Below are 17,830 nucleotides of genomic sequence, written 5' to 3'. Positions count from 1 at the left end.
CGGACGTAAAACCGCTGACGCACTTTTGGCTCGGACGTGGTCTAAGCCGCCACCCCGTCACAGGGTGTGGATGCGCACCTCCGGCACCACGGTCTGGGCAATCTCGCAGAGATGACGGTGGTGGGTCAGGTAGATCACCTGGCCGAGCTGCGCCATCTGGCCGAACAGCCGGAACACCTCTTCCGAGCGCAATTCATCGAAGGTTTCCATGATGTCGTCAGCGATGAAAGGCACCGGCGCGCGCACGGCGGCCAGTTCCTCATAGCCGGCAAGCCGCAGCGCCAGATAGAGCTGGTAGCGCGTGCCGGTCGACATCACCTCGGAGAGCCGCGACGCCCCGTCACGGGCCACCCCGATCAGCACCTCGCGATCCTTGTCGGGCAGGGCGGCAAGGCCGGAATAATCGCCACGGGTGATCTGGCGGAAGGCCTCGGAGGCGCGCTTCATCATCGAGCTGCGGTGGCGTTCGCGGTAGAGCGACAGCGCGCTTTCCGCCGCCAGCGTGCCGGCCCGCAGTTTCAGATAGGACAGCGCGCGCTCCTCGATATCGAGGAGAAGCGTGGAGCGGCGCGCCTCAAGCTTGGCGACGGCATCGTCGCCGCCGACCGCGTCGACCCGGTCCCGGGCACGCGTCAGCTCCGCAAACAGCATGCGGCTGCGCTCGGCAAGATTGTCGATCCGCTCGGAAAGCTCGTCTGCTTCGCGCGCCACGGCATCGGCATCTGCTTCCGTCAGCAGCGCATCCGCTTCAGGCAGCGTTGCGACCTTCAGTTCGCCGAGCAGGTTCGCCCTGAGTTCGCCGAGCCGTCGCTCCAGATGGTCGCGTTCGGCGGCCCGCTGCAACTGCAGGCTAGCCTCGACCAGCGTCTCCACGCCGAAGAAGTCGAGCAGGTCCTGCCGGCGGGTGCGATGGGCGTCGATTGCACGCTGCAGGTCGGCACGCTCGGCCTGCGCATGCCGCAGATCCTCGGCCTTGGCGCTCTCACGGTCCCGCTCACGCTCCGCCTCCGCCTTGCGGGCAGCCAGCAGGCCGGCGAGATCGCGTGGCGACAGCCCCTCGTCCGGCCAGTGCAAGGTCTCGCGCAGGGCATCCACCTCCGCGGCAAAGGCCTGCATGTCGCGCTCCATCTGCTGGATGCGCTGGAACAGCTGCTCGCGCTCGCGCAGGATCGGCGGCAGGTCGGCGAGCGCATCGAGAATGGCACGCACGGCGGCCGGATCGGTTTCGTGGCTGAACCAGGTGCGGGCAAGTGCGGCGCTCCAATCGGCCGACCAGCGGGCCTCGGCAACCTCGGCCTCGGCCAGATCGCGCTGCCGTTCCGACAGGTCGCGGCGCAGATCCGCCAGACGGCTGTCCATCCCCCGGCGCTCGGCAAGCGTGGTCTGCAACTCCGCCAGCCGGTCAGCAGCCCCGTCGATCAGCAGGCGCGGATCGGCACCGTCCTCGACGGGCCAGCCAAGCTCCTCCAGAACGATGCGCAGTCGATCCAGCGCCTCGTCCAGATCATCCTTGCAGGCCCTCCTGCGGGCTTCGGCCTGCCGCAGCGTTTCGGCTAACGAGAGCGCTTCGCTGCGTCTCAGCCGCCACTCGTCCAGCCGGGAGAGCAGGCTTGCCATCTCCACCGTCGCAGAAACCGGGAAGGGGAAGGCGCCCTCCACCGACCGCCGGAGCGCATCCATCTCCGCCGCAGCCTCGTCCACCAGCGCCTCTTCGCGCGCAAGACCGACGCGGCAAAGCTCCGCCTCCTGCTGCAGTTGCCGCAGTTCCGCCAGATCGCTGGCGCGGGCAAGGCGGGCCTCCGCCAGCCGGTCATCCAGCCCGAGCTTCTCCTCGAACTGTTCGGCGCTCTCGCCATCGAGGCGGGCCCGATGAACCTGCCAGGCCGCATCACGGGCTGCGCGCGCGGCGGTGGCCGCGGCATCGTCGATGGCCGGACCGGCACCCTGCACCGCCTGCAGCCGGGCCGTGACCTCCGCCAGACGGGTGGCCAGCTCCCGCTGGCGCTCGCGGCTCCGTTCGGCGCGCCGCTCGATCTCGGCGGCGCGCTGGCGCCAGCTGTCGATCTGCCGGGCATCGGCGCCATCCTGTCCTGCCAGTTCCTCCACATCGCCCTGCCAGGGCTGCAGCCTGTCGAGCGCGCGCTGCAGGTTTTCGGCAACCTCCCGGCTGGAACGGCTTTCGGATCGAAGCCGCGTCTGCAACTCGCCCTTCTGCAAGGCGGCGACCGCACTGTCCAGCCGGCGCAGCAGGGCGGTAGAGGGTGTCGTGCCACGGCCCTGCTGGTCCAGCCTTGCCTCCAGATCGCCAAGCGCAAGACGCACCCGCTCCATCTCGCGCGCGGCATTTACCCGGGTTGCCGCAATGCCGGACCGGGTTTCGATAAGGTCGCGCAAGGTTCCGGACAGGGCTGCGGGCAGGACAAGGCCTGCGGCATCGGTGCCGGCTGGCTGGCCGAGTGCGGAGAGCGCCCGTCCCAGAGCGGCATCCTGCTCGGACAGCGCCAGGCGACGCTTGGGCAGGTCGTTTTCCGCCGTCTGGTAGCGGGCGCGGCCATCATCGAGGGCGGCAATGCGGGCAGAGAGCGAAAGAACGGCCACATCCGGCGTGATGGCGGCAAGGTCCTGCTCCAGCCGGGAGATCGCGGCATCAAGGCCATCGCTCCTGGTCTGCAGCCGGGTTTCGTCGCGCATCAGCTCCGGCAGAAGTGCCGCCCATTCCCGCGGCGGCCGGGGCAGATCGGCATGGGCATCCGCCTCGGCCGAGAGGCGCGCCAGTTCACGCGACAAAGGCAGGGCGCGCTGCAGCGAGACCAGATGCGCCTGCCGGGTTCGCGCGGCGGAAAGCTCGGCCAGTACCTCGGCATAGGCCTTGTCCGCCTGTGCCTGCGTGGCGACGAGGCCCGCATAGGCCGAGGCATAGGTATCGATCGCCTCGCGTTCAGTCTTCAGGGCGGCCAATTGCTGCTTCAGTTCGGCAAGCGCGGTGTTGCGGGCCCGCTTGCGATGAAACTGGTGCGCCTCCTCGCTGGCTGCGGCAAGAACCCGGCTGATATCGGCAAGCCCCGAGCTTGCGGAGAACAGCATCTCGCCCAGATCGCCCTTGCTTTCCAGGATCGCCGCCCCGCCATCGCGCAGCGAGCGGTCGTCCAGCGAGAACATGGTGCGGTAGGACTCGCGGCTGATGCCGCCAAGCGCAGACGACAGCAAGGCCTCGTTGACCGGCTGGCCACGCGGATCGACCAGCGCCTGGCTGCGCTGCTTCAACCGCACCAGCGGGTGCTCGGCACCGTCGAATTCCAGCACGGCCCCCACCTGCATGGCGTTGTAGGCATGCAGGAAATTGTAGCCGCTGCGCTCCGGTATGCCGAACAGCAGGTCGAGATAGGCGGAAAAGGCGGTGGACTTGCCCGCCTCGTTGAGGCCGTAGACGATGTGCAGGTCCGGCGCACCTGAAATCGCCGGACCGAAATCGATCGCCTGATCGGTAAACTTGCCGTAGCGGGTAAGGTCGAGACGCCGGAGACGCATCAGCCTTCCTCCCCGGTGGCCGCCGCAAGACGGGCAACGAGATCCTCGCTGCCTTCACGGATTACCGTGTCCACGAAGGCATCGAAGGCGGCGGCATCATGGCCGGCCAGCCGGCGTGCCTCGGGCGGCAGGTCGTCCAGCAGGCCCTGCACCAGATCGCGCACCTCCTGGCGAAAGGCGTGGGCGGGCAGCACCTCCTCGCGCATCAGCACGCCCAGTTCCTGCACCGGATCGCCGGATACGGCCTGACCTGGCAAGGACGGGGTAACGACGGCAAGCTCCAGCTTCTCCACCCAGGTGCGGCCGGTCCGCTCCGCCCGCTGCTCGGCTTCAGCGAGCAGCAGATCGAGATCGCGGCGCAGACGGAAAGCGAGCCCGCTTTCCCCCGTCAGCCGCAGTCGCGCCACCAGATGGCCGGAGCGCGTGCGGGCCCGTTCGGTCTCGAGCGCCTGCCCGATCCGGTCCATCAGGCCGCGCCAGTCGGCCGCCGCCGACACGTCCACCGTCACGCGGGCAAACTGGGCAAGGCTGGTCAGCCGTTCCTCCACGGACACCGCGCCATCCTCGCCGATGGTGACCAGCGACACCGTCTTTTCGCCGGCCTCGTTGATGTCGCGCCCCTGCGGCATGCCGGGCATGATCACCATGCGCTCGCCGGCATGATGGGTGCGCTGGTGGATGTGGCCGAGCCCCCAGTAGTGGAAGCCGTGCGCATGCAGGTCTGCGACGGAGCAGGGCGCGTAGGGATCGTGACCGGGCGCGCCGGCGAGGCTGGTATGCATCAGCCCGATATTGACCGCGCCGCCGATCGGCGCCTTGTATTTCGGCAGCAGGCTGTCCGGCGCCTGGGGCCTCGCAAAGCTGATGCCATGAATGGCGATGGCAAGCCCGCCGCGCTTCAGTTCCACCGCCTCGGCCCGGCCGCCGAACACCTTCACCGACGGCGGCAGCACCAGTTCCTGGGTGATCTTCGAGAGCGCATCATGGTTGCCGCGGATCTTGAAGACGGCAATGCCGGCCTCGTGCAGCCGCTGCATCTGGGTTGCCAGAAACCGCGCGGTCTTCATCGAGGTCTGGTCGCCGTCATAGAGATCGCCGGCGATCATCAGCGCATCGACCTGCTCCTCCAGGCACAAATCGACGATGCGCACCAGCGCCTGGCGCGTGGCATCGCCCACCAGGGCGGCAAGCTCCGGATTGCGCAGCGACAGCGAGCGAAGCGGGGAATCGAGGTGAAGATCGGCGGTGTGAACGAACCTGAAAGCCATGGGTCAAGGTCTACCGCCCCGGCACGCCACTGGCAACGTCTTGCACAGCCCTGCAAATCGTCCCGCACAGGCAATTGACATTCGGGGTGAATTCCACAAAGCTTGGGCTATTCCGAGGGGGGCATCGTACGATGCTGAGATGGCGGTGAGCCGGACCCTTGAACCTGATCCGGGTCATGCCGGCGTAGGAACGGAAAACGCGAAAGCCCACCCTTGCGGCCCATCTCGCCATTTCTCTTCTCCGCTTCACCTGGGTCTCCCTGCTGTCCGGCTCTGGAGATCGCGATGTCATTCCTGCTTCACCCCCTGAGGGGTCACCCCAGCCTCCGCATCAGGTCCGGTCTGCCGACGGGCTGATTGCTGATGTCGATGGCCCGCACGGGCTCGGCACTCCTCGTCCTGCTGCTTTTGTGGCAGGGCGTCGTCACGCTGTTCGAGCCGCCCCGATATCTGCTGCCCGCGCCCGAAGCCGTGCTGCAGGTTTTTCTGCGCCAGCCGGCTTTCCTGCTGCACCATACGCTGGTGACTGCTGGCGAAATCCTCGTCGGCCTCGTGCTCGGCAGCCTGCTGGGGGCGGCAACTGCGCTGGCGATCGCCGCCTGGCCGAGGCTTGGCGGGCTTGTCTGGCCGCTGGTTCTGATCCTGCAGGCGCTGCCGGTCTTCGTGCTGGCCCCGGTTCTCGTCCTCTGGCTCGGCTTCGGGCTCGCCTCGAAGGTGGCGATGACGGTGATCATCATCTTCTTTCCTGTCGCCTCCGCCTTTGCCGACGGGCTGAACCGCACCGATCCCGTGCTGCTCGATGCGGCGGCGCTGACGCCGGCCAGCCATTTTCAGGTGCTCCTGAAGCTGCGCCTGCCGCTGGCGCTGCCGGCGCTCATCTCCGGGCTTCGGGTGGCCGCCCCCCTTGCGCCGCTCGGCGCCGTCGTCGGCGAATGGGTGGGGGCGGCGGCCGGCCTCGGCTTCATCATGATGCAGGCAAATGCCCGCCTGCAAACCGACATCCTGTTTGCCGCCGTGGCTGTGCTTGCCGTGTTCACCCTTCTCCTGCGGCTTGCCGTCGATCGTCTGACGGCCGGCCTCGTGCCCTGGGCACCGGAGAAGACCGACATCTCCTCCCATCACGTCTCCCTCAGAAGGAAAACCAACGGATGAAACGATCGATCCGCGCGCTCACAACGGCGCTTCTGCTAGCGCTCGCTCCCGCCTCCTCGCAGGCTGCCGAAAAGCTCAGCGTTCTCCTCGAATGGTTCGTCAATCCCGACCATGCGCCGATGGTGATTGCCGCCCAGAGGGGCTATTTCGCCGAGGAGGGGCTGGATGTGGAGCTGATCGCGCCCTCCGATGCCTCGGCGGTGCCGCGTCTCGTCGCTACCCGGCAGGCCGATATCGGCATCCACTACCAGCCCAATCTCTACCTCGACCATGCCGCCGGCCTGCCGCTGATGCGCTTCGGAACGCTGGTCGAGACGCCGCTCAACACCGTGACCGTGCTGGCGGACGGCCCGATCAAGAGCCTGAAGGATCTGAAGGGCAAGAAGATCGGCTTTTCCGTCGCGGGCTTCGAAGAGGCCATGCTGGAGCGCATGCTGGCCTCCGAAGGCGTGGAACTGACCGATGCCGAGCTGATCAACGTCAACTTCTCGCTCTCGCCCTCGCTGATCGGCGGCAAGGTGGATGCAACGGTCGGCAGCTTCCGCAATTTCGAGCTGACCCAGATGAAGCTCGAAGGGCATCCGGGGCTTGCCTTCTTTCCCGAGGAGCATGGCGTTCCGGCCTATGACGAGCTGATCTTCGTCACCCGCCCGGATCTTGTGACGGACAGCCGCCTGCCGCGCTTCCTGCATGCGGTGGAAAAGGCCGCCATCTTCATCACCAACCATCCGCAAGAGGGCTGGGACCTGTTCGTGAAGGCCTATCCGAACCTCAATGACGAGCTCAACCACACGGCCTTCCTCGACACGCTGCCGCGCTTTGCCAAGCGCCCCGCAGCGCTCGATCGCGCCCGCTACGCCCGCTTCGGCGCCTTCATGGCCGACAGCAAGCTGATCCCCTCGGCTCCGGCCGTCGAAGACATTGCGGTGGAGCTGAAATGAACGAGAGCGTTTCCCGCCCGACCGCCGCGGATGCGGCCGAGCTTCTGGCACGGGTGCGCGCAAGGCGGCCGCGCGTGCATTGCCTGATGAATTCGGTGGTGCAGAAGTTCACGGCCGACGGCATCACCGCCGTCGGCGCCATTCCCTCGATGACATCGTCGCTGGACGAGATCGCCGACTTCGTGGCCCGCGCCGATGTGCTGACCGTCAATCTCGGCACGCTGGATGCCGAGCGCCGTCACGTCATCCGCATCGCCGTCGACATGGCGAATGCCGGCGGCAAGCCCTGGATCCTCGATCCCGTGCATTGCGATTACTCGCCGGGCCGGCTCGCCTTTGCCCGCGATCTCATCGCGCTCGGCCCCACCGTCGTGCGCGGCAACCGGGCGGAAATGGCCCTGATCGGCGAGGTGCGCGCCAGCCTCGCCATCGAGACCGGACCAGTCGACCACCTCAGCGATGGAAGCGTCCAGGTCACCGTCGAGAACGGCCATGCCTGGATGGCGGGCGTCACGGGCACCGGCTGCCTGTCGGGCGGCGTCATTGCGGCGTTTCTGGCAGTAGAAGGCAATGCGCTGAAGGCAGCGGCGGCGGCGCTTGCAGCCACCGGCGTTGCGGCGGAGCTTGCCGCGCCCGAGGCTCGCGGCCCCGGCAGCTTCGGCATCGCCTTCCTCGATACACTCGCCTCGCTCAGCGCCGATGACCTCCTGAAACACGCAAGGATCCGCCATGCGACCGCTTGATTACCGTCTGATTGCCATCGTCGATGCCGCGCTTGCCGATGTGGCACCGCTGCCGGATCTGGCGGCCCGCGCCGCCCGCGCCGGCGCAACCCTCATCCAGTATCGCGACAAGACAGCCTCGACACGCCTGATGATCGAACGCGCCGGCGCGATCCGGGCAGCGCTCGCCGACACCGGCATTGCCTTCGTCGTCAACGACCGGGTGGATGTGGCGCTGGCGGCCGGCGCCGACGGCGTGCATCTCGGCGCCGAGGACATGGAGGCCGAGCAGGCGCGCGCGCTTCTCGGCCCCCGCGCGATCATCGGCCTGACCGTGAAGACACCGGAGGATGCGACCCGCGCCGGCACGGCACCCGTCGATTACGCCTGCATCGGCGGGGTGTTCGAGACGCTCTCCAAGGTCAACCCGAACCCGCCGGTCGGTCTCGACGGACTGAAGGCGCTGCGCCGGCAGATCCGCGCTCTCAACCCCGCGCTTCCCGTTGGTGCGATTGCCGGCATCACGCTGACCCGCATCCCCGACGTGATCGCCGCAGGCGCCGATGGCGTGGCGGCGATTTCCGCGCTGTTTCGCGCCGATGACATCGAGGCCGCCATCCGCGGCTTCCGCACCACCATCGACCACGGCCTGAAGGAGAGGCAGGCATGACCGCGATCGCTCTCACCATCGCCGGATCCGACAGCGGCGGCGGCGCCGGCATCCAGGCCGACATCAAGACCTTTTCCGCGCTCGGCACCTATGCGGCAAGCGTGCTGACGGCGGTGACGGCCCAGAACACCCGCGGCGTGACGGCCGTCGAGGACATCTCGCCCTCCATCATCGCCGCGCAGCTCGATGCGGTGCTCGGCGATCTCGCCGTCGATGCGGTGAAGATCGGCATGGTATCGCGGGCCGAAACCATCGGCGTGATCGCCGGGCGTCTCGCGCCCTTTGCCGGCCCGATCGTGGTCGATCCGGTGATGGTGGCCACCTCCGGCGACCGCCTGCTGCGCGAGGATGCGATGGCGGCGCTGGTGGGAGAGCTGCTGCCGCTCGCCCATGTGGTCACGCCGAATCTTGCGGAGGCAGCCCTTCTGACCGGCCGCCCCATGGCGGCGACGCCGGAGGAGATGATCGGTCAGGCGCGGATCATCCTCGGTTTCGGGGCGAAGGCCGTGCTGATGAAGGGCGGGCACGGAACGGGCGAGACGAGCACCGATCTGCTGGTGACGGACACCGATGTCTCGGAATTTGCAGCCCCCCGCATCGATACCCGCAACGACCATGGCACCGGCTGCACGCTGGCCGCCGCCGTCACCGCCCATCTCGCAAGGGGCCTGACACTGACGGAGGCCTGCCGGGGGGCAAAGATCTATCTGCATGCGGCGCTTGAGGCCGGCCGCGCCCTGCGTGTCGGGCAGGGCAGGGGGCCGGTGCATCATTTTCATGCCTGGTGGACCGCATGATCCAGTATTGCCTCGGCGGGCTGGAGAAGCTCCTCGGCACGCTGGCCGCGCTGCTGCTCTTTGCGCTGATGGCGCTGGTGTTGGTCAACGTCACGCTGCGCTACGTCTTCCAGGCAGGCTTCATCGGGGCAGAGGACCTGGGCATCTGGCTGAATCTGGCGCTGATTTCGGTTGCCGCACCCTTGTCGCTGACGGGGCCGCTATCGATGCGCTTTGATGTGGGGCGTCGGCTGCTGGGGAAAAATGCCGGCGTGGCCGTCGATATCCTCGCCGACGCCATCAGCATCGTGGCGGCGCTGGCCCTGATCGGCGGCGCTGCGGCAACCATCGGCATGCTCGGCGGCACCTCGCCGACGCTCGGCCTGCCGGAATGGGTGCGCTATGCCTTCGTCACCACCGGAGGCGGGCTGCTGCTTCTGATGCTCGGTCTCCGGCGGCTCTCCGAGGGCAGGGCGGCCGGCCTCGGCCTCTCGCTCGCCCTCGGGCTTGCGCTCCAGTTTGCCGCCGCCCGTTTCGATCTTGGCGGCGACTGGCCGCCCAGCCTTTGGCTGGCGCTGATGGCGGGTCTCGGCCTCATCTGCGCCGCGCCGCTGGCGCATGCCTTCCTTGCCGCCGCCTCGCTGGCGCGCCTGTTCGGCAGCAGCCTGCCGGAACCGGCGCTGGTGGCGGCTGCGGTCAACGGCATGTCGAAATTCCTGCTGCTCGCCATTCCCTTCTTCCTGCTGGCCGGCGGGTTGCTGACGGCATCCGGCGCCGCCGACCGGCTGGTGCGCTTTGCCGCAACCCTCGTCGGCCACCGGCGCGCCGGCCTTGCCCAGACCGTGCTGCTGACCAGCGTGATCTTTTCCGGCGCGTCCGGATCCTCGGTCGCCAATGCCGCCTTCGGCGCCGCGACCTTCCAGCCACAGCTGGTGCGCAACGGCTATCCGCCGGCGCAGGCCGGGGCGATCATTGCCGCGGCCTCCGTGCTCGACAACGTCATACCGCCCTCGATCGCCTTCCTGCTGCTGGCCGCCGCCACCAATCTGTCCGTCGGTTCGCTGCTCTCCGGCGGCTTCGTGGCGGGCGGGCTGATGGCGCTGTGTCTTGCCGTCGCCATTCACCTCTCGGTGCGGGCGCGTCCGGAAGGACGTCCCGCCACGGCGGCAGAGCGCGGCAGGGCCGCCCTTTCGGCGCTGCCCGCCTTCGGTCTCGGCATCATCGTCGTCGTCGGCATCCGCTTCGGCGTGGTCACGACCACGGAGGCGGCAGCGCTGGCGGCCGGCTACACGCTGTGCCTGGCGCTTGCCGCACGGCTCGACCGCCGGCACCTGCTGGCAAGCTTTCGACAGGCCGCAACAGAGGCCGGCGCCATCGGCCTTTTGATCGGCTCGGCCGGACCCTTCGCCTTCCTGCTGGCGGTGGACGATGTCGGTAACCTGATTGCCGGGGCGGTGCATTCCTTCGGAAGCAGCCCGTGGCTCGTGCTTCTGATGGCCAATCTGGTGCTGCTTCTGGCCGGACTGGTGCTGGATATCGGCGCGGCGATCCTGCTGCTCGGCCCGATCCTGCTGCCGGTCGCGACGGCGGCCGGGATCGACCCGATCCATTTCGGGGTCATTCTGGTGGTCAACCTGATGATCCACGGGCTGACGCCGCCGCTCGGCATGCTGATCTTCGTCGTCTCCGGTGTCACAGGCGTTCAGGCGGCGCAGCTGTTCCGGGCCGTGCTGCCCTATCTGTGTGCGCTCCTGGTCGCGCTGCTCATCCTTTCCCTTGCAACCCTGATGTTCTGACGAGGTTTCCGATGGTGCTCCTCTCCCGCCGTTCCCTGCTTGCCGCCTCGGCCATTCTGACAGCGCCCGCCCTGTGGCGGCCGGCAGAGGCCCGCACCACCACCATCACGGTGGCCTCGCTGCTTGGCGAGGACAAGCCGGAAACCCTGATCTGGCGCCGCATCGCCGAACAGGTGGAACAGGCACTGCCCGGCCGCTTCCGTTTCAACATCGTTGCCAATGGCGCGCTCGGCGGCGAAAAGGAGGTGGCGGAAGCCACGAGGCTCGGCTCCGTCCAGGCCAGCCTCTCCACGGTCTCGGCGCTGACCGGCTGGGTGCCGGACCTGCAGGTGCTCGATCTTCCGTTCCTGTATCGCGATGCCGATCATGTGCGCCGCGTGGTGACGGGAGCGGTCGGCGCGGACCTGACGGCAAAGCTTGCCGCGCAGAATTTCATCGCCTGCAGCTTCATCGATTACGGCGCCCGCCATCTCTTGACCAAAGAGCCGGTGACGCGCCCGGACCAGCTGGCCGGCAAGCGCATCCGGGTGATCCAGAGCCCGCTGCACACCAGGCTGTGGAGCGCCTATGGCGCGGCCCCGGTCGGCATCCCGATCACCGAAACCTATAATGCGCTCTCCACCGGTGTCGTCGATGCCATGGATCTCACCAAATCCGCCTATGCCGGTTTCAAGCTGTATGAGGTCGTGCCCTATCTGACGCAGACCGGCCATATCCGCGCCTCGGGCGTCGTCTTCTTCGCCGCCTCCTTCTGGCACGGGCTGCCCGATCAAGACCGCGCCGTGCTGCGTCAGGCGGCCGAGGCGGGCGCCCAGACCTTCAACCGTCTGATCGCCGAGGACGAGGCGCGCTCGATGGAGATCGCACGGGCGCATGGCGGTCAGGTGCTGGCGCCGGAGGCCCCGGAAGCCTGGCAGGCGGGAGCCAGAACCGTCTGGCAGGATGTCGCCGCGCAGGTCGGCGGCATGGCACGCATCGAAACCATCCGCAGCGCCTGAGCCGCCTCTGGCGGGCAGGGCGGTTTCGGGTTACCAGAACGACGATGACCGACGAGACCGACCCGCCCGATTCCGCGCCCCCGACGGCCCGCATGCTGAGCTGGGCCCGCAATTCCGCCGCCTACCGGCTGTCGAAGCGGATGATGACCGAACGGCAGCTGGCGGATGCGATACGCCGCAAGGCGCGCGAAAAGTTCGAAGGCATCAGCGAGACCCAATTGCAGGCGCTGGCAGACAGCGCCGTCGCCTTCGGCCTCGACATGAAGGCGCTGGACGATCAGGCCTATGCCGAGATCCGCACCCGCTCTGCCGGACGGGCCGGCAAGTCGAAGCGGGCGATTGCCCAGACGCTGGTGCAGAAGGGCGTCGATCGTACGATCGTCGCCGAGGCGGTGCAGGCGACGGACGATCTGGCGGCAGGCGTCGCCTATGCCCGCCGCCGCGCCTTCGGCCCCTTCCGCCGGGCCGACCTCGACGAGAAGCAGAAGGCAAAGGAAATCTCCGCCTTCGCCAGACAGGGTTTCGGCTACGAGATCGGTGCCCGGATCGTTGCCATGGAGCGCGAGGAGGCCGACGAGATCCTTTCCGGCCAGCCCTTCGGGTGAGAACGCATCCTCAACCTTGTCACGGCGCCGTGAATTTTTATTTTTTCCAAAACTTTTCAAAAGGATAAATATCGACAACACCGGTGGAAACCGGCTCCACAGGGACCGCGTCGCAGCTCTCGTCCGTTCCGGCGAAAGGAGCCATTAACCTTTATTTTCTATTCATACACTGCCATCTAGTACGCGGTCGGTGTCATGCATTTTTACAGAACGAACTTCCCCAAATCCGAGTCCACGCAGTCCGAGGACGGGTCCTACGATCCGGCAGGCACTGCGGAGGATCGCAGGACGCCGGCGGTCGACCCGACGCAGGTCGTGGAGGAGCAGGCACCCTGGCAGGCCGCCTTCCGTCTGGCCCCGAATGTTCGCTTCACCCGCACGCCGGAAGCCGTGATCGCCCGTCCGCGAACGCGCGATCCGATCGCCCCCGTTGCGCCCGAAGAACGGATGCCCGCCGCCAATGGCCGTCTGATGGAGCCGGTCGAGATGGCCGGCAGCGTGCGTTCCGGCGAGGAAACGCTGGCACCCGAACTGCTGGTCAATGCCCTGCAGGGCGTGGCGTCTGCCATGCAGCAGCCGGCCACACCACAGGCCCCGAAGGTAAAGCCCGAACCTTCGCCGCGCGCGCTCATTTTCAAGCGGCCGAAAAAGCCGGACCCTGTCGCGGAAACGGCGGCACCCGACATGCCGCAACCGGCTGCCGCGCAAGCGGAACCGCAGGCCATCGCGAACACCGTTTCTCCGGCGCCGGTCGAGACGGCTGCCCCGGCAGCCGCAGGCATGAGCGGCGCGGCAACCGCAAGCCCCGTGCTGCAGGCCGCAGGCCTCACACCCATTTTTGCCGAATCCGCCTCGGTCGCCTCCGTCATTTCAGCCGTTTCCGTGCCGCTGGCGGCCACCGTGCCGGCTGGCCCCGCCGTGGAACCGCTTGCCACTGCAGAGCCGGTCGCGGCCGCCTTGCCTGAAAACCCCATGACCGCAACCGTGAAGCCAGCCCTGCCGGAACAGGACATGCCGGCTGCCGCGCCCGCATCGGCAATGGCCTCCGCGCTGGTCACTCCCAAACTGTGGCTGTCCGATTTCGCCTTCTTCGAAGCAGATTTCGACGGCGAGATGCCGCTGTCGCTGGCCACGCCCGCCCGCAAGCCCGAGGCCGCCGTGACCCTTCCGCAGGCGGTGCTGCCGCGCCGTCCGGCCGAGGTCGTGCGCCTGCAACATCCGCTGGTGCCGAACAGCGTGACGGCGCTTTACCGCGAAGTCCGCCCCGGCACCCGCTATCCGCGACCGGTCGCGAGCGCCCTGATGCCGAAAATGGTGATGCCGAGCCTTCAGCCGGCGGCGGCCGTCGCGGCAGCTGTCTCGGCACCGGTCCCGGCACCGGTCGAACAGCCCGTGTCGATGATCGCTCCCGTCGCCGCCGAACCGCTGCCCGCGGCTGCACCGGAACCGGTGGTGCCCGTCATGTCGCCGGTCGCTCCCGTCCTCGAAACGCCGGCCTGCGCGCCCGAAGCACCGGCACCGGCTATCGAGCCGCAGCCGGTCGCCCCGGCGGCAGAGCCGGTTACGCCCATCGCACCGGCGCAGACCGTGCGCACCATCGTGCCGATGTCGCGCCGTCGTCCCGAAGGTCTTCCGGGCCTTTCCGGCGCCCTGAGCGTGCGCGACAGCGACGACGCCTACGAATTCCCGCCGATCTCGCTGCTGCAGGAGCCCTATGGCCAGCAGGCCGAAGCCATGCAGCCGGACATGCTGCAGCAGAGCGCGGGCCTTCTCGAAAGCATTCTCGAAGATTTCGGCGTCAAGGGCGAGATCATCGACGTGCGCCCCGGCCCGGTGGTAACGCTTTACGAATTCGAGCCGGCACCGGGGGTCAAGTCCTCGCGCGTCATCGGCCTGGCAGACGATATCGCCCGCTCCATGTCGGCGCTCTCCGCCCGTGTTGCGGTGGTGCCCGGCCGCAATGTGATCGGCATCGAACTGCCGAATGCGGTCCGCGAAATGGTGTTCTTCCGCGAACTCATCGAATGCGAGGATTACTGGGAAACCAAGCATCGCCTGCCGCTTTGCCTCGGCAAGACGATCGGCGGCGAACCTGTCATCGCGGAACTTGCCAAGATGCCGCATCTTCTCGTCGCCGGCACCACCGGTTCCGGCAAGTCGGTCGCCATCAACACCATGATCCTGTCGCTGCTCTACCGGTTGCGCCCGGAAGAATGCCGGCTGATCATGATCGATCCGAAGATGCTGGAACTGTCCGTCTATGACGGCATCCCGCATCTGCTGACCCCTGTCGTGACCGATCCCAAGAAGGCCGTGCTGGCGCTGAAATGGGCCGTGCGCGAGATGGAAGACCGCTACCGCAAGATGTCGCGGCTTGGCGTGCGCAATATCGACGGCTATAACGCCCGCGCAGCGCAAGCCCGCGAAAAGGGCGAGACGATCACCGTCAGCGTCCAGACCGGCTTCGACCGCAATACCGGGGAAATTGTCTACGAGGATCAGGAACTCGACCTCTCGCCCATGCCCTATATCGTCGTCGTCGTCGACGAGATGGCCGACCTGATGATGGTGGCCGGCAAGGAGATCGAAGGGGCGATCCAGCGTCTGGCGCAGATGGCACGTGCCGCCGGCATCCACCTGATCATGGCGACCCAGCGTCCGTCCGTCGATGTCATCACCGGCACGATCAAGGCGAACTTCCCGACGCGCATCTCTTTCCAGGTGACGTCGAAGATCGACAGCCGCACCATTCTCGGCGAGCAGGGCGCCGAACATCTGCTCGGCCAGGGCGACATGCTGCATATGGCCGGCGGCGGCCGCATCATGCGCGTGCACGGCCCCTTCGTCTCGGATGCCGAGGTGGAGCATGTCGTCACGCATCTCAAGGCGCAGGGACGCCCGGATTACCTCGGCAATGTGACCGAGGACGAGAGCGATGCCGAGGACGAGGCGGAAAGCGACGCCGCCGTGTTCGACCGCACCCCGATGGGGGCAGCCGACGACAGCGACGACCTTTACGAAAAGGCCGTCAAGGTGGTGATGAAGGATCGCAAGTGCTCGACCTCCTACATCCAGCGGCGGCTCTCGATCGGCTACAACCGCGCCGCCTCGCTGGTGGAGCGGATGGAGCAGGAAGGCCTCGTCGGCCCGGCAAACCATGTCGGCAAGCGCGAGATCATTTCCGGCAAGGGCACAGGCGGCCAGGGCGACGAGTGATCGTCACCCCTGCCGCCGGGCCGCCGCGTAACGGTTGGTCGGCAGCGACAGGCCGAGGTTTTCGCGCAGCGTGGACCCTTCGTAGTCGTCGCGGAACAGGCCGCGACGGCGCAGTTCCGGCACAACCAGCCGGATGAAATCGGCAAGGCTTGCCGGCAGCGTCGGGCACATCAGGATGAAGCCGTCGGCGGCGCCCGCCTCGAACCATTCCTCCATGAAATCGGCAATCTCCGTCGGCGTGCCGGTGATGCCGTTGCCGGTGCTCTTTTCCGCGTAATGGCGGATGAGGTGGCCAAGCGTGTGGCCCTTGCGGATGTAATCGGTCAGTTCCTCGAACAGCGCCTTGGAGCCCTTCGGCTCGGCCGGCAGCCGCTCCATCGGGAAGGGTTCGTCAAGCGCTGCGCCGGAGAGATCGGTCTCGAGGAATTCGCCCAGCATCCAGCGGCCGACATCCGGATGCAGGTTGTCGATCAGGAAATTCACCTTGGCCTGTGCCTCGGCCTTCGTCTCGCCGACATTGATGACGACGCCCGGCATCATCTTGAGGTCGCTCGTCTGGCGGCCGAACTTCGCCATGCGGCCCTTGACGTTCTCGGCAAAGGCCTTGTTGCGCTCCAGGCTGGAGGCAAGGCTGAAGACGATCTCGGCGGTGCGGGCGGCAAGCTCCATACCCGGTTCGGATCCGCCGGCCTGCGCAATCACCGGGCGCCCCTGCGGCGAGGCGGCGATGTTGAGCGGCCCGCGCACCTGGAAATGCTTGCCCTTGTGGTTCAGCGTGTGCAGCTTGTCCTTGTCGTAGTAGAGCCCGGAGGCCTTGTCGAGGATCAGGGCATCGGGCTCGTAGCTGTCCCAGAGACCGAAGACGACATCGACGAATTCCGCGCCGCGTTCATAGCGCCAGCTGTGCGGCGGCAGCCCGTCGAAGTTGTAGTTGTAGCCGGTCTCGTCATGGTCGGAGGTCACCACGTTCCAGCAGGCGCGGCCGCCGCTCAGGTGATCGATCGAGGCAAAGATGCGGGCGAGATTGAAGGGCTCGTAGAAACTGGTGGACGCCGTGGCGACGAAGCCGATCCTCTCCGTCAGCACCGAGAGCGCCGAAATCAGCGACAGAGGTTCGAAGCGGTTCATCTTGGTCGGCGAGCGCGACAGGGCCTCCGGATCGCCGATGGCAGCTGCCGGCGAATCCGCCAGGAACATGAAGTCGAATTTTGCCGCCTCCGACATCTTCGCCACGTTCAGCAGGTGGTCAATGCGGTTGGCGCCGTTGACGTCCACATCCGGATGGCGCCAGGCAGCCGGGTTGAAACCGAAGGTATAGACGAAGGTGCCGAGTTTCAGCTTGTCGGGGCGCGCCATGGCGGCTTCCTTTCAGGAGGGTTCGATCGGGGACTGGCGGCCCTGCACGGGCGTGAAACGGGCGGTCAGCGCGTGCTGGCTGCCGGGATAGGTGAGCCGCACCCGCGTCACCGTTTCCTCCAGCCGCCAGGTCTGCCGCTCGACGACGAGCACAGGGGCCGCGCGAAAAAGGCCAAGCGCGGCGGCAGCACTGGCGGTGGCGGCATCGGCTGAGATGCGGTGCTCGGCTGCACTCCATGGCACATTCTTCAGTAGCCATTGGCCAGGCGCCAGTGCCTCGAAGGCCTCCGCCTCGGCCTCCGGTGCAATGGCAAGGTTGATGATGCGCTCTTCCAGGCAGAACGGTTCCTCGCCGGCGAAATGCAGGACCGAGACCGCCAGCACCTTGCCGCGCGCCGGGAGTGTGGAGAGCGCCTGTTCGGACTTGCTCGGACGGCGCACCGTGCGGGAGAGCACCCTGTGGCAATAGGCAAGGTTGAGAGCACGCACCTCCTCGCCGATATCGTAAATCTCCAGAATGGCGCTCTGCCCGTCCTGCGGCATCACCACGCTGCCGGTCTTGCGCCGCCGCAGCACCAGTCCGGCGCGTGCAAGCTCGGTCAGCACCTTGTTGACCGTCATGCGCGAGCAGCCATAGGTGTCGGTCAGCGCCTGTTCGGAGGGAATGCGATGCCCGGGCGGCCAGCGGCCGGAGAGAATATTGCCCTCGATGTCACCGCGAATGCGCTGGTGCAGGGAGAGCGGTCGTCTGACATGCGCGACGTCCCCCTGCGGACCTGACGTGCTTGCATCGCCGGCCATG

Annotated in this window: 13 protein-coding genes and 1 riboswitch; of the genes, 9 read left to right on the top strand and 4 right to left on the bottom strand. The window is 67.3% G+C overall.

The genetic code is table 11. From position 1 onward, the window contains the following. Window positions 1-57 precede the first annotated feature (57 nt). Entirely contained in the window at window positions 58-3,528 is a 3,471-nt protein-coding gene (locus F3H95_RS17885; protein WP_149746990.1) for an AAA family ATPase, read from the bottom strand. Beyond that, window positions 3,528-4,796: a DNA repair exonuclease gene (locus tag F3H95_RS17880; protein WP_149746989.1), complete on the bottom strand. Its 1,269-nt coding sequence runs from the start codon at window positions 4,794-4,796 to the stop codon at window positions 3,528-3,530. The genes F3H95_RS17885 and F3H95_RS17880 overlap by 1 nt, the downstream gene beginning before the upstream one ends. 105 nt (window positions 4,797-4,901) lie before the next feature. Further along, window positions 4,902-5,004, top strand: a riboswitch (TPP riboswitch). A 161-nt stretch (window positions 5,005-5,165) separates the two neighbouring features. Here F3H95_RS17880 and F3H95_RS17875 point away from each other — a divergent pair. The 9 genes from F3H95_RS17875 (at window position 5,166) to F3H95_RS17835 (ending at window position 15,672) form a co-directional block, all read left to right on the top strand. Then, window positions 5,166-5,948, top strand: a complete 783-nt coding sequence (locus F3H95_RS17875; protein WP_210248571.1) for an ABC transporter permease subunit — start codon at window positions 5,166-5,168, stop codon at window positions 5,946-5,948. Further along, window positions 5,945-6,889 carry an ABC transporter substrate-binding protein gene (locus F3H95_RS17870; protein ID WP_149746987.1) on the top strand — a complete coding sequence of 315 codons (945 nt, stop codon included), beginning with the start codon at window positions 5,945-5,947 and terminating at the stop codon, window positions 6,887-6,889. The genes F3H95_RS17875 and F3H95_RS17870 overlap by 4 nt, the downstream gene beginning before the upstream one ends. Beyond that, window positions 6,886-7,632 carry a hydroxyethylthiazole kinase gene (locus tag F3H95_RS17865; protein WP_149746986.1) on the top strand — a complete coding sequence of 249 codons (747 nt, stop codon included), beginning with the start codon at window positions 6,886-6,888 and terminating at the stop codon, window positions 7,630-7,632. Before F3H95_RS17870 ends, F3H95_RS17865 begins: the two co-directional genes overlap by 4 nt. Continuing rightward, window positions 7,619-8,281: a thiamine phosphate synthase gene (thiE, locus tag F3H95_RS17860; protein ID WP_149746985.1), complete on the top strand. Its 663-nt coding sequence runs from the start codon at window positions 7,619-7,621 to the stop codon at window positions 8,279-8,281. Before F3H95_RS17865 ends, thiE begins: the two co-directional genes overlap by 14 nt. Further along, entirely contained in the window at window positions 8,278-9,078 is an 801-nt protein-coding gene (thiD, locus tag F3H95_RS17855; RefSeq protein ID WP_149746984.1) for a bifunctional hydroxymethylpyrimidine kinase/phosphomethylpyrimidine kinase, read from the top strand. Before thiE ends, thiD begins: the two co-directional genes overlap by 4 nt. Further along, the gene (locus tag F3H95_RS17850) at window positions 9,075-10,853 is read left to right on the top strand and encodes a TRAP transporter large permease subunit (protein ID WP_149746983.1); all 1,779 of its coding nucleotides are present in this window, start codon (window positions 9,075-9,077) and stop codon (window positions 10,851-10,853) included. Before thiD ends, F3H95_RS17850 begins: the two co-directional genes overlap by 4 nt. Window positions 10,854-10,864: 11 nt before the next feature. Further along, window positions 10,865-11,851: a TRAP transporter substrate-binding protein gene (locus F3H95_RS17845; RefSeq protein ID WP_149746982.1), complete on the top strand. Its 987-nt coding sequence runs from the start codon at window positions 10,865-10,867 to the stop codon at window positions 11,849-11,851. A gap of 44 nt (window positions 11,852-11,895) precedes the next feature. Beyond that, window positions 11,896-12,456 carry a recombination regulator RecX gene (recX, locus tag F3H95_RS17840; RefSeq protein ID WP_149746981.1) on the top strand — a complete coding sequence of 187 codons (561 nt, stop codon included), beginning with the start codon at window positions 11,896-11,898 and terminating at the stop codon, window positions 12,454-12,456. Between the two features lie 195 nt (window positions 12,457-12,651). Continuing rightward, window positions 12,652-15,672: a DNA translocase FtsK gene (locus F3H95_RS17835; protein ID WP_149746980.1), complete on the top strand. Its 3,021-nt coding sequence runs from the start codon at window positions 12,652-12,654 to the stop codon at window positions 15,670-15,672. A 3-nt stretch (window positions 15,673-15,675) separates the two neighbouring features. Here F3H95_RS17835 and F3H95_RS17830 read toward each other — a convergent pair whose 3' ends face one another. Together F3H95_RS17830 and hutC are read right to left on the bottom strand one after the other, a co-directional pair. Continuing rightward, window positions 15,676-17,028, bottom strand: coding sequence for an LLM class flavin-dependent oxidoreductase (locus F3H95_RS17830; protein WP_149746979.1), 1,353 nt, complete (start codon window positions 17,026-17,028; stop codon window positions 15,676-15,678). 12 nt (window positions 17,029-17,040) lie between these two features. After that, window positions 17,041-17,829: a histidine utilization repressor gene (gene hutC / locus F3H95_RS17825; RefSeq protein ID WP_149746978.1), complete on the bottom strand. Its 789-nt coding sequence runs from the start codon at window positions 17,827-17,829 to the stop codon at window positions 17,041-17,043. Window position 17,830: the final 1 nt, after the last annotated feature.

This window comes from Rhizobium sp. RU35A (assembly GCF_900156005.1).
Lineage (GTDB): Bacteria > Pseudomonadota > Alphaproteobacteria > Rhizobiales > Rhizobiaceae > Neorhizobium > Neorhizobium straminoryzae.
This window is presented reverse-complemented; position numbering and strand designations above follow the sequence as displayed.

What these genes read in the sequence shown, in the direction of transcription:
- F3H95_RS17880 (WP_149746989.1), bottom strand. Translation starts at nt 4,796, where the DNA reads ATGGCTTTCAGGTTCGTTCACACCGCCGATCTTCACCTCGATTCCCCG.
- thiD (WP_149746984.1), top strand. Translation starts at nt 8,278, where the DNA reads ATGACCGCGATCGCTCTCACCATCGCCGGATCCGACAGCGGCGGCGGC.
- F3H95_RS17870 (WP_149746987.1), top strand. Translation starts at nt 5,945, where the DNA reads ATGAAACGATCGATCCGCGCGCTCACAACGGCGCTTCTGCTAGCGCTC.
- F3H95_RS17845 (WP_149746982.1), top strand. Translation starts at nt 10,865, where the DNA reads ATGGTGCTCCTCTCCCGCCGTTCCCTGCTTGCCGCCTCGGCCATTCTG.
- F3H95_RS17830 (WP_149746979.1), bottom strand. Translation starts at nt 17,028, where the DNA reads ATGGCGCGCCCCGACAAGCTGAAACTCGGCACCTTCGTCTATACCTTC.
- F3H95_RS17865 (WP_149746986.1), top strand. Translation starts at nt 6,886, where the DNA reads ATGAACGAGAGCGTTTCCCGCCCGACCGCCGCGGATGCGGCCGAGCTT.
- F3H95_RS17850 (WP_149746983.1), top strand. Translation starts at nt 9,075, where the DNA reads ATGATCCAGTATTGCCTCGGCGGGCTGGAGAAGCTCCTCGGCACGCTG.
- thiE (WP_149746985.1), top strand. Translation starts at nt 7,619, where the DNA reads ATGCGACCGCTTGATTACCGTCTGATTGCCATCGTCGATGCCGCGCTT.
- hutC (WP_149746978.1), bottom strand. Translation starts at nt 17,829, where the DNA reads ATGGCCGGCGATGCAAGCACGTCAGGTCCGCAGGGGGACGTCGCGCAT.
- F3H95_RS17875 (WP_210248571.1), top strand. Translation starts at nt 5,166, where the DNA reads ATGGCCCGCACGGGCTCGGCACTCCTCGTCCTGCTGCTTTTGTGGCAG.
- F3H95_RS17835 (WP_149746980.1), top strand. Translation starts at nt 12,652, where the DNA reads ATGCATTTTTACAGAACGAACTTCCCCAAATCCGAGTCCACGCAGTCC.
- F3H95_RS17885 (WP_149746990.1), bottom strand. Translation starts at nt 3,528, where the DNA reads ATGCGTCTCCGGCGTCTCGACCTTACCCGCTACGGCAAGTTTACCGAT.
- recX (WP_149746981.1), top strand. Translation starts at nt 11,896, where the DNA reads ATGACCGACGAGACCGACCCGCCCGATTCCGCGCCCCCGACGGCCCGC.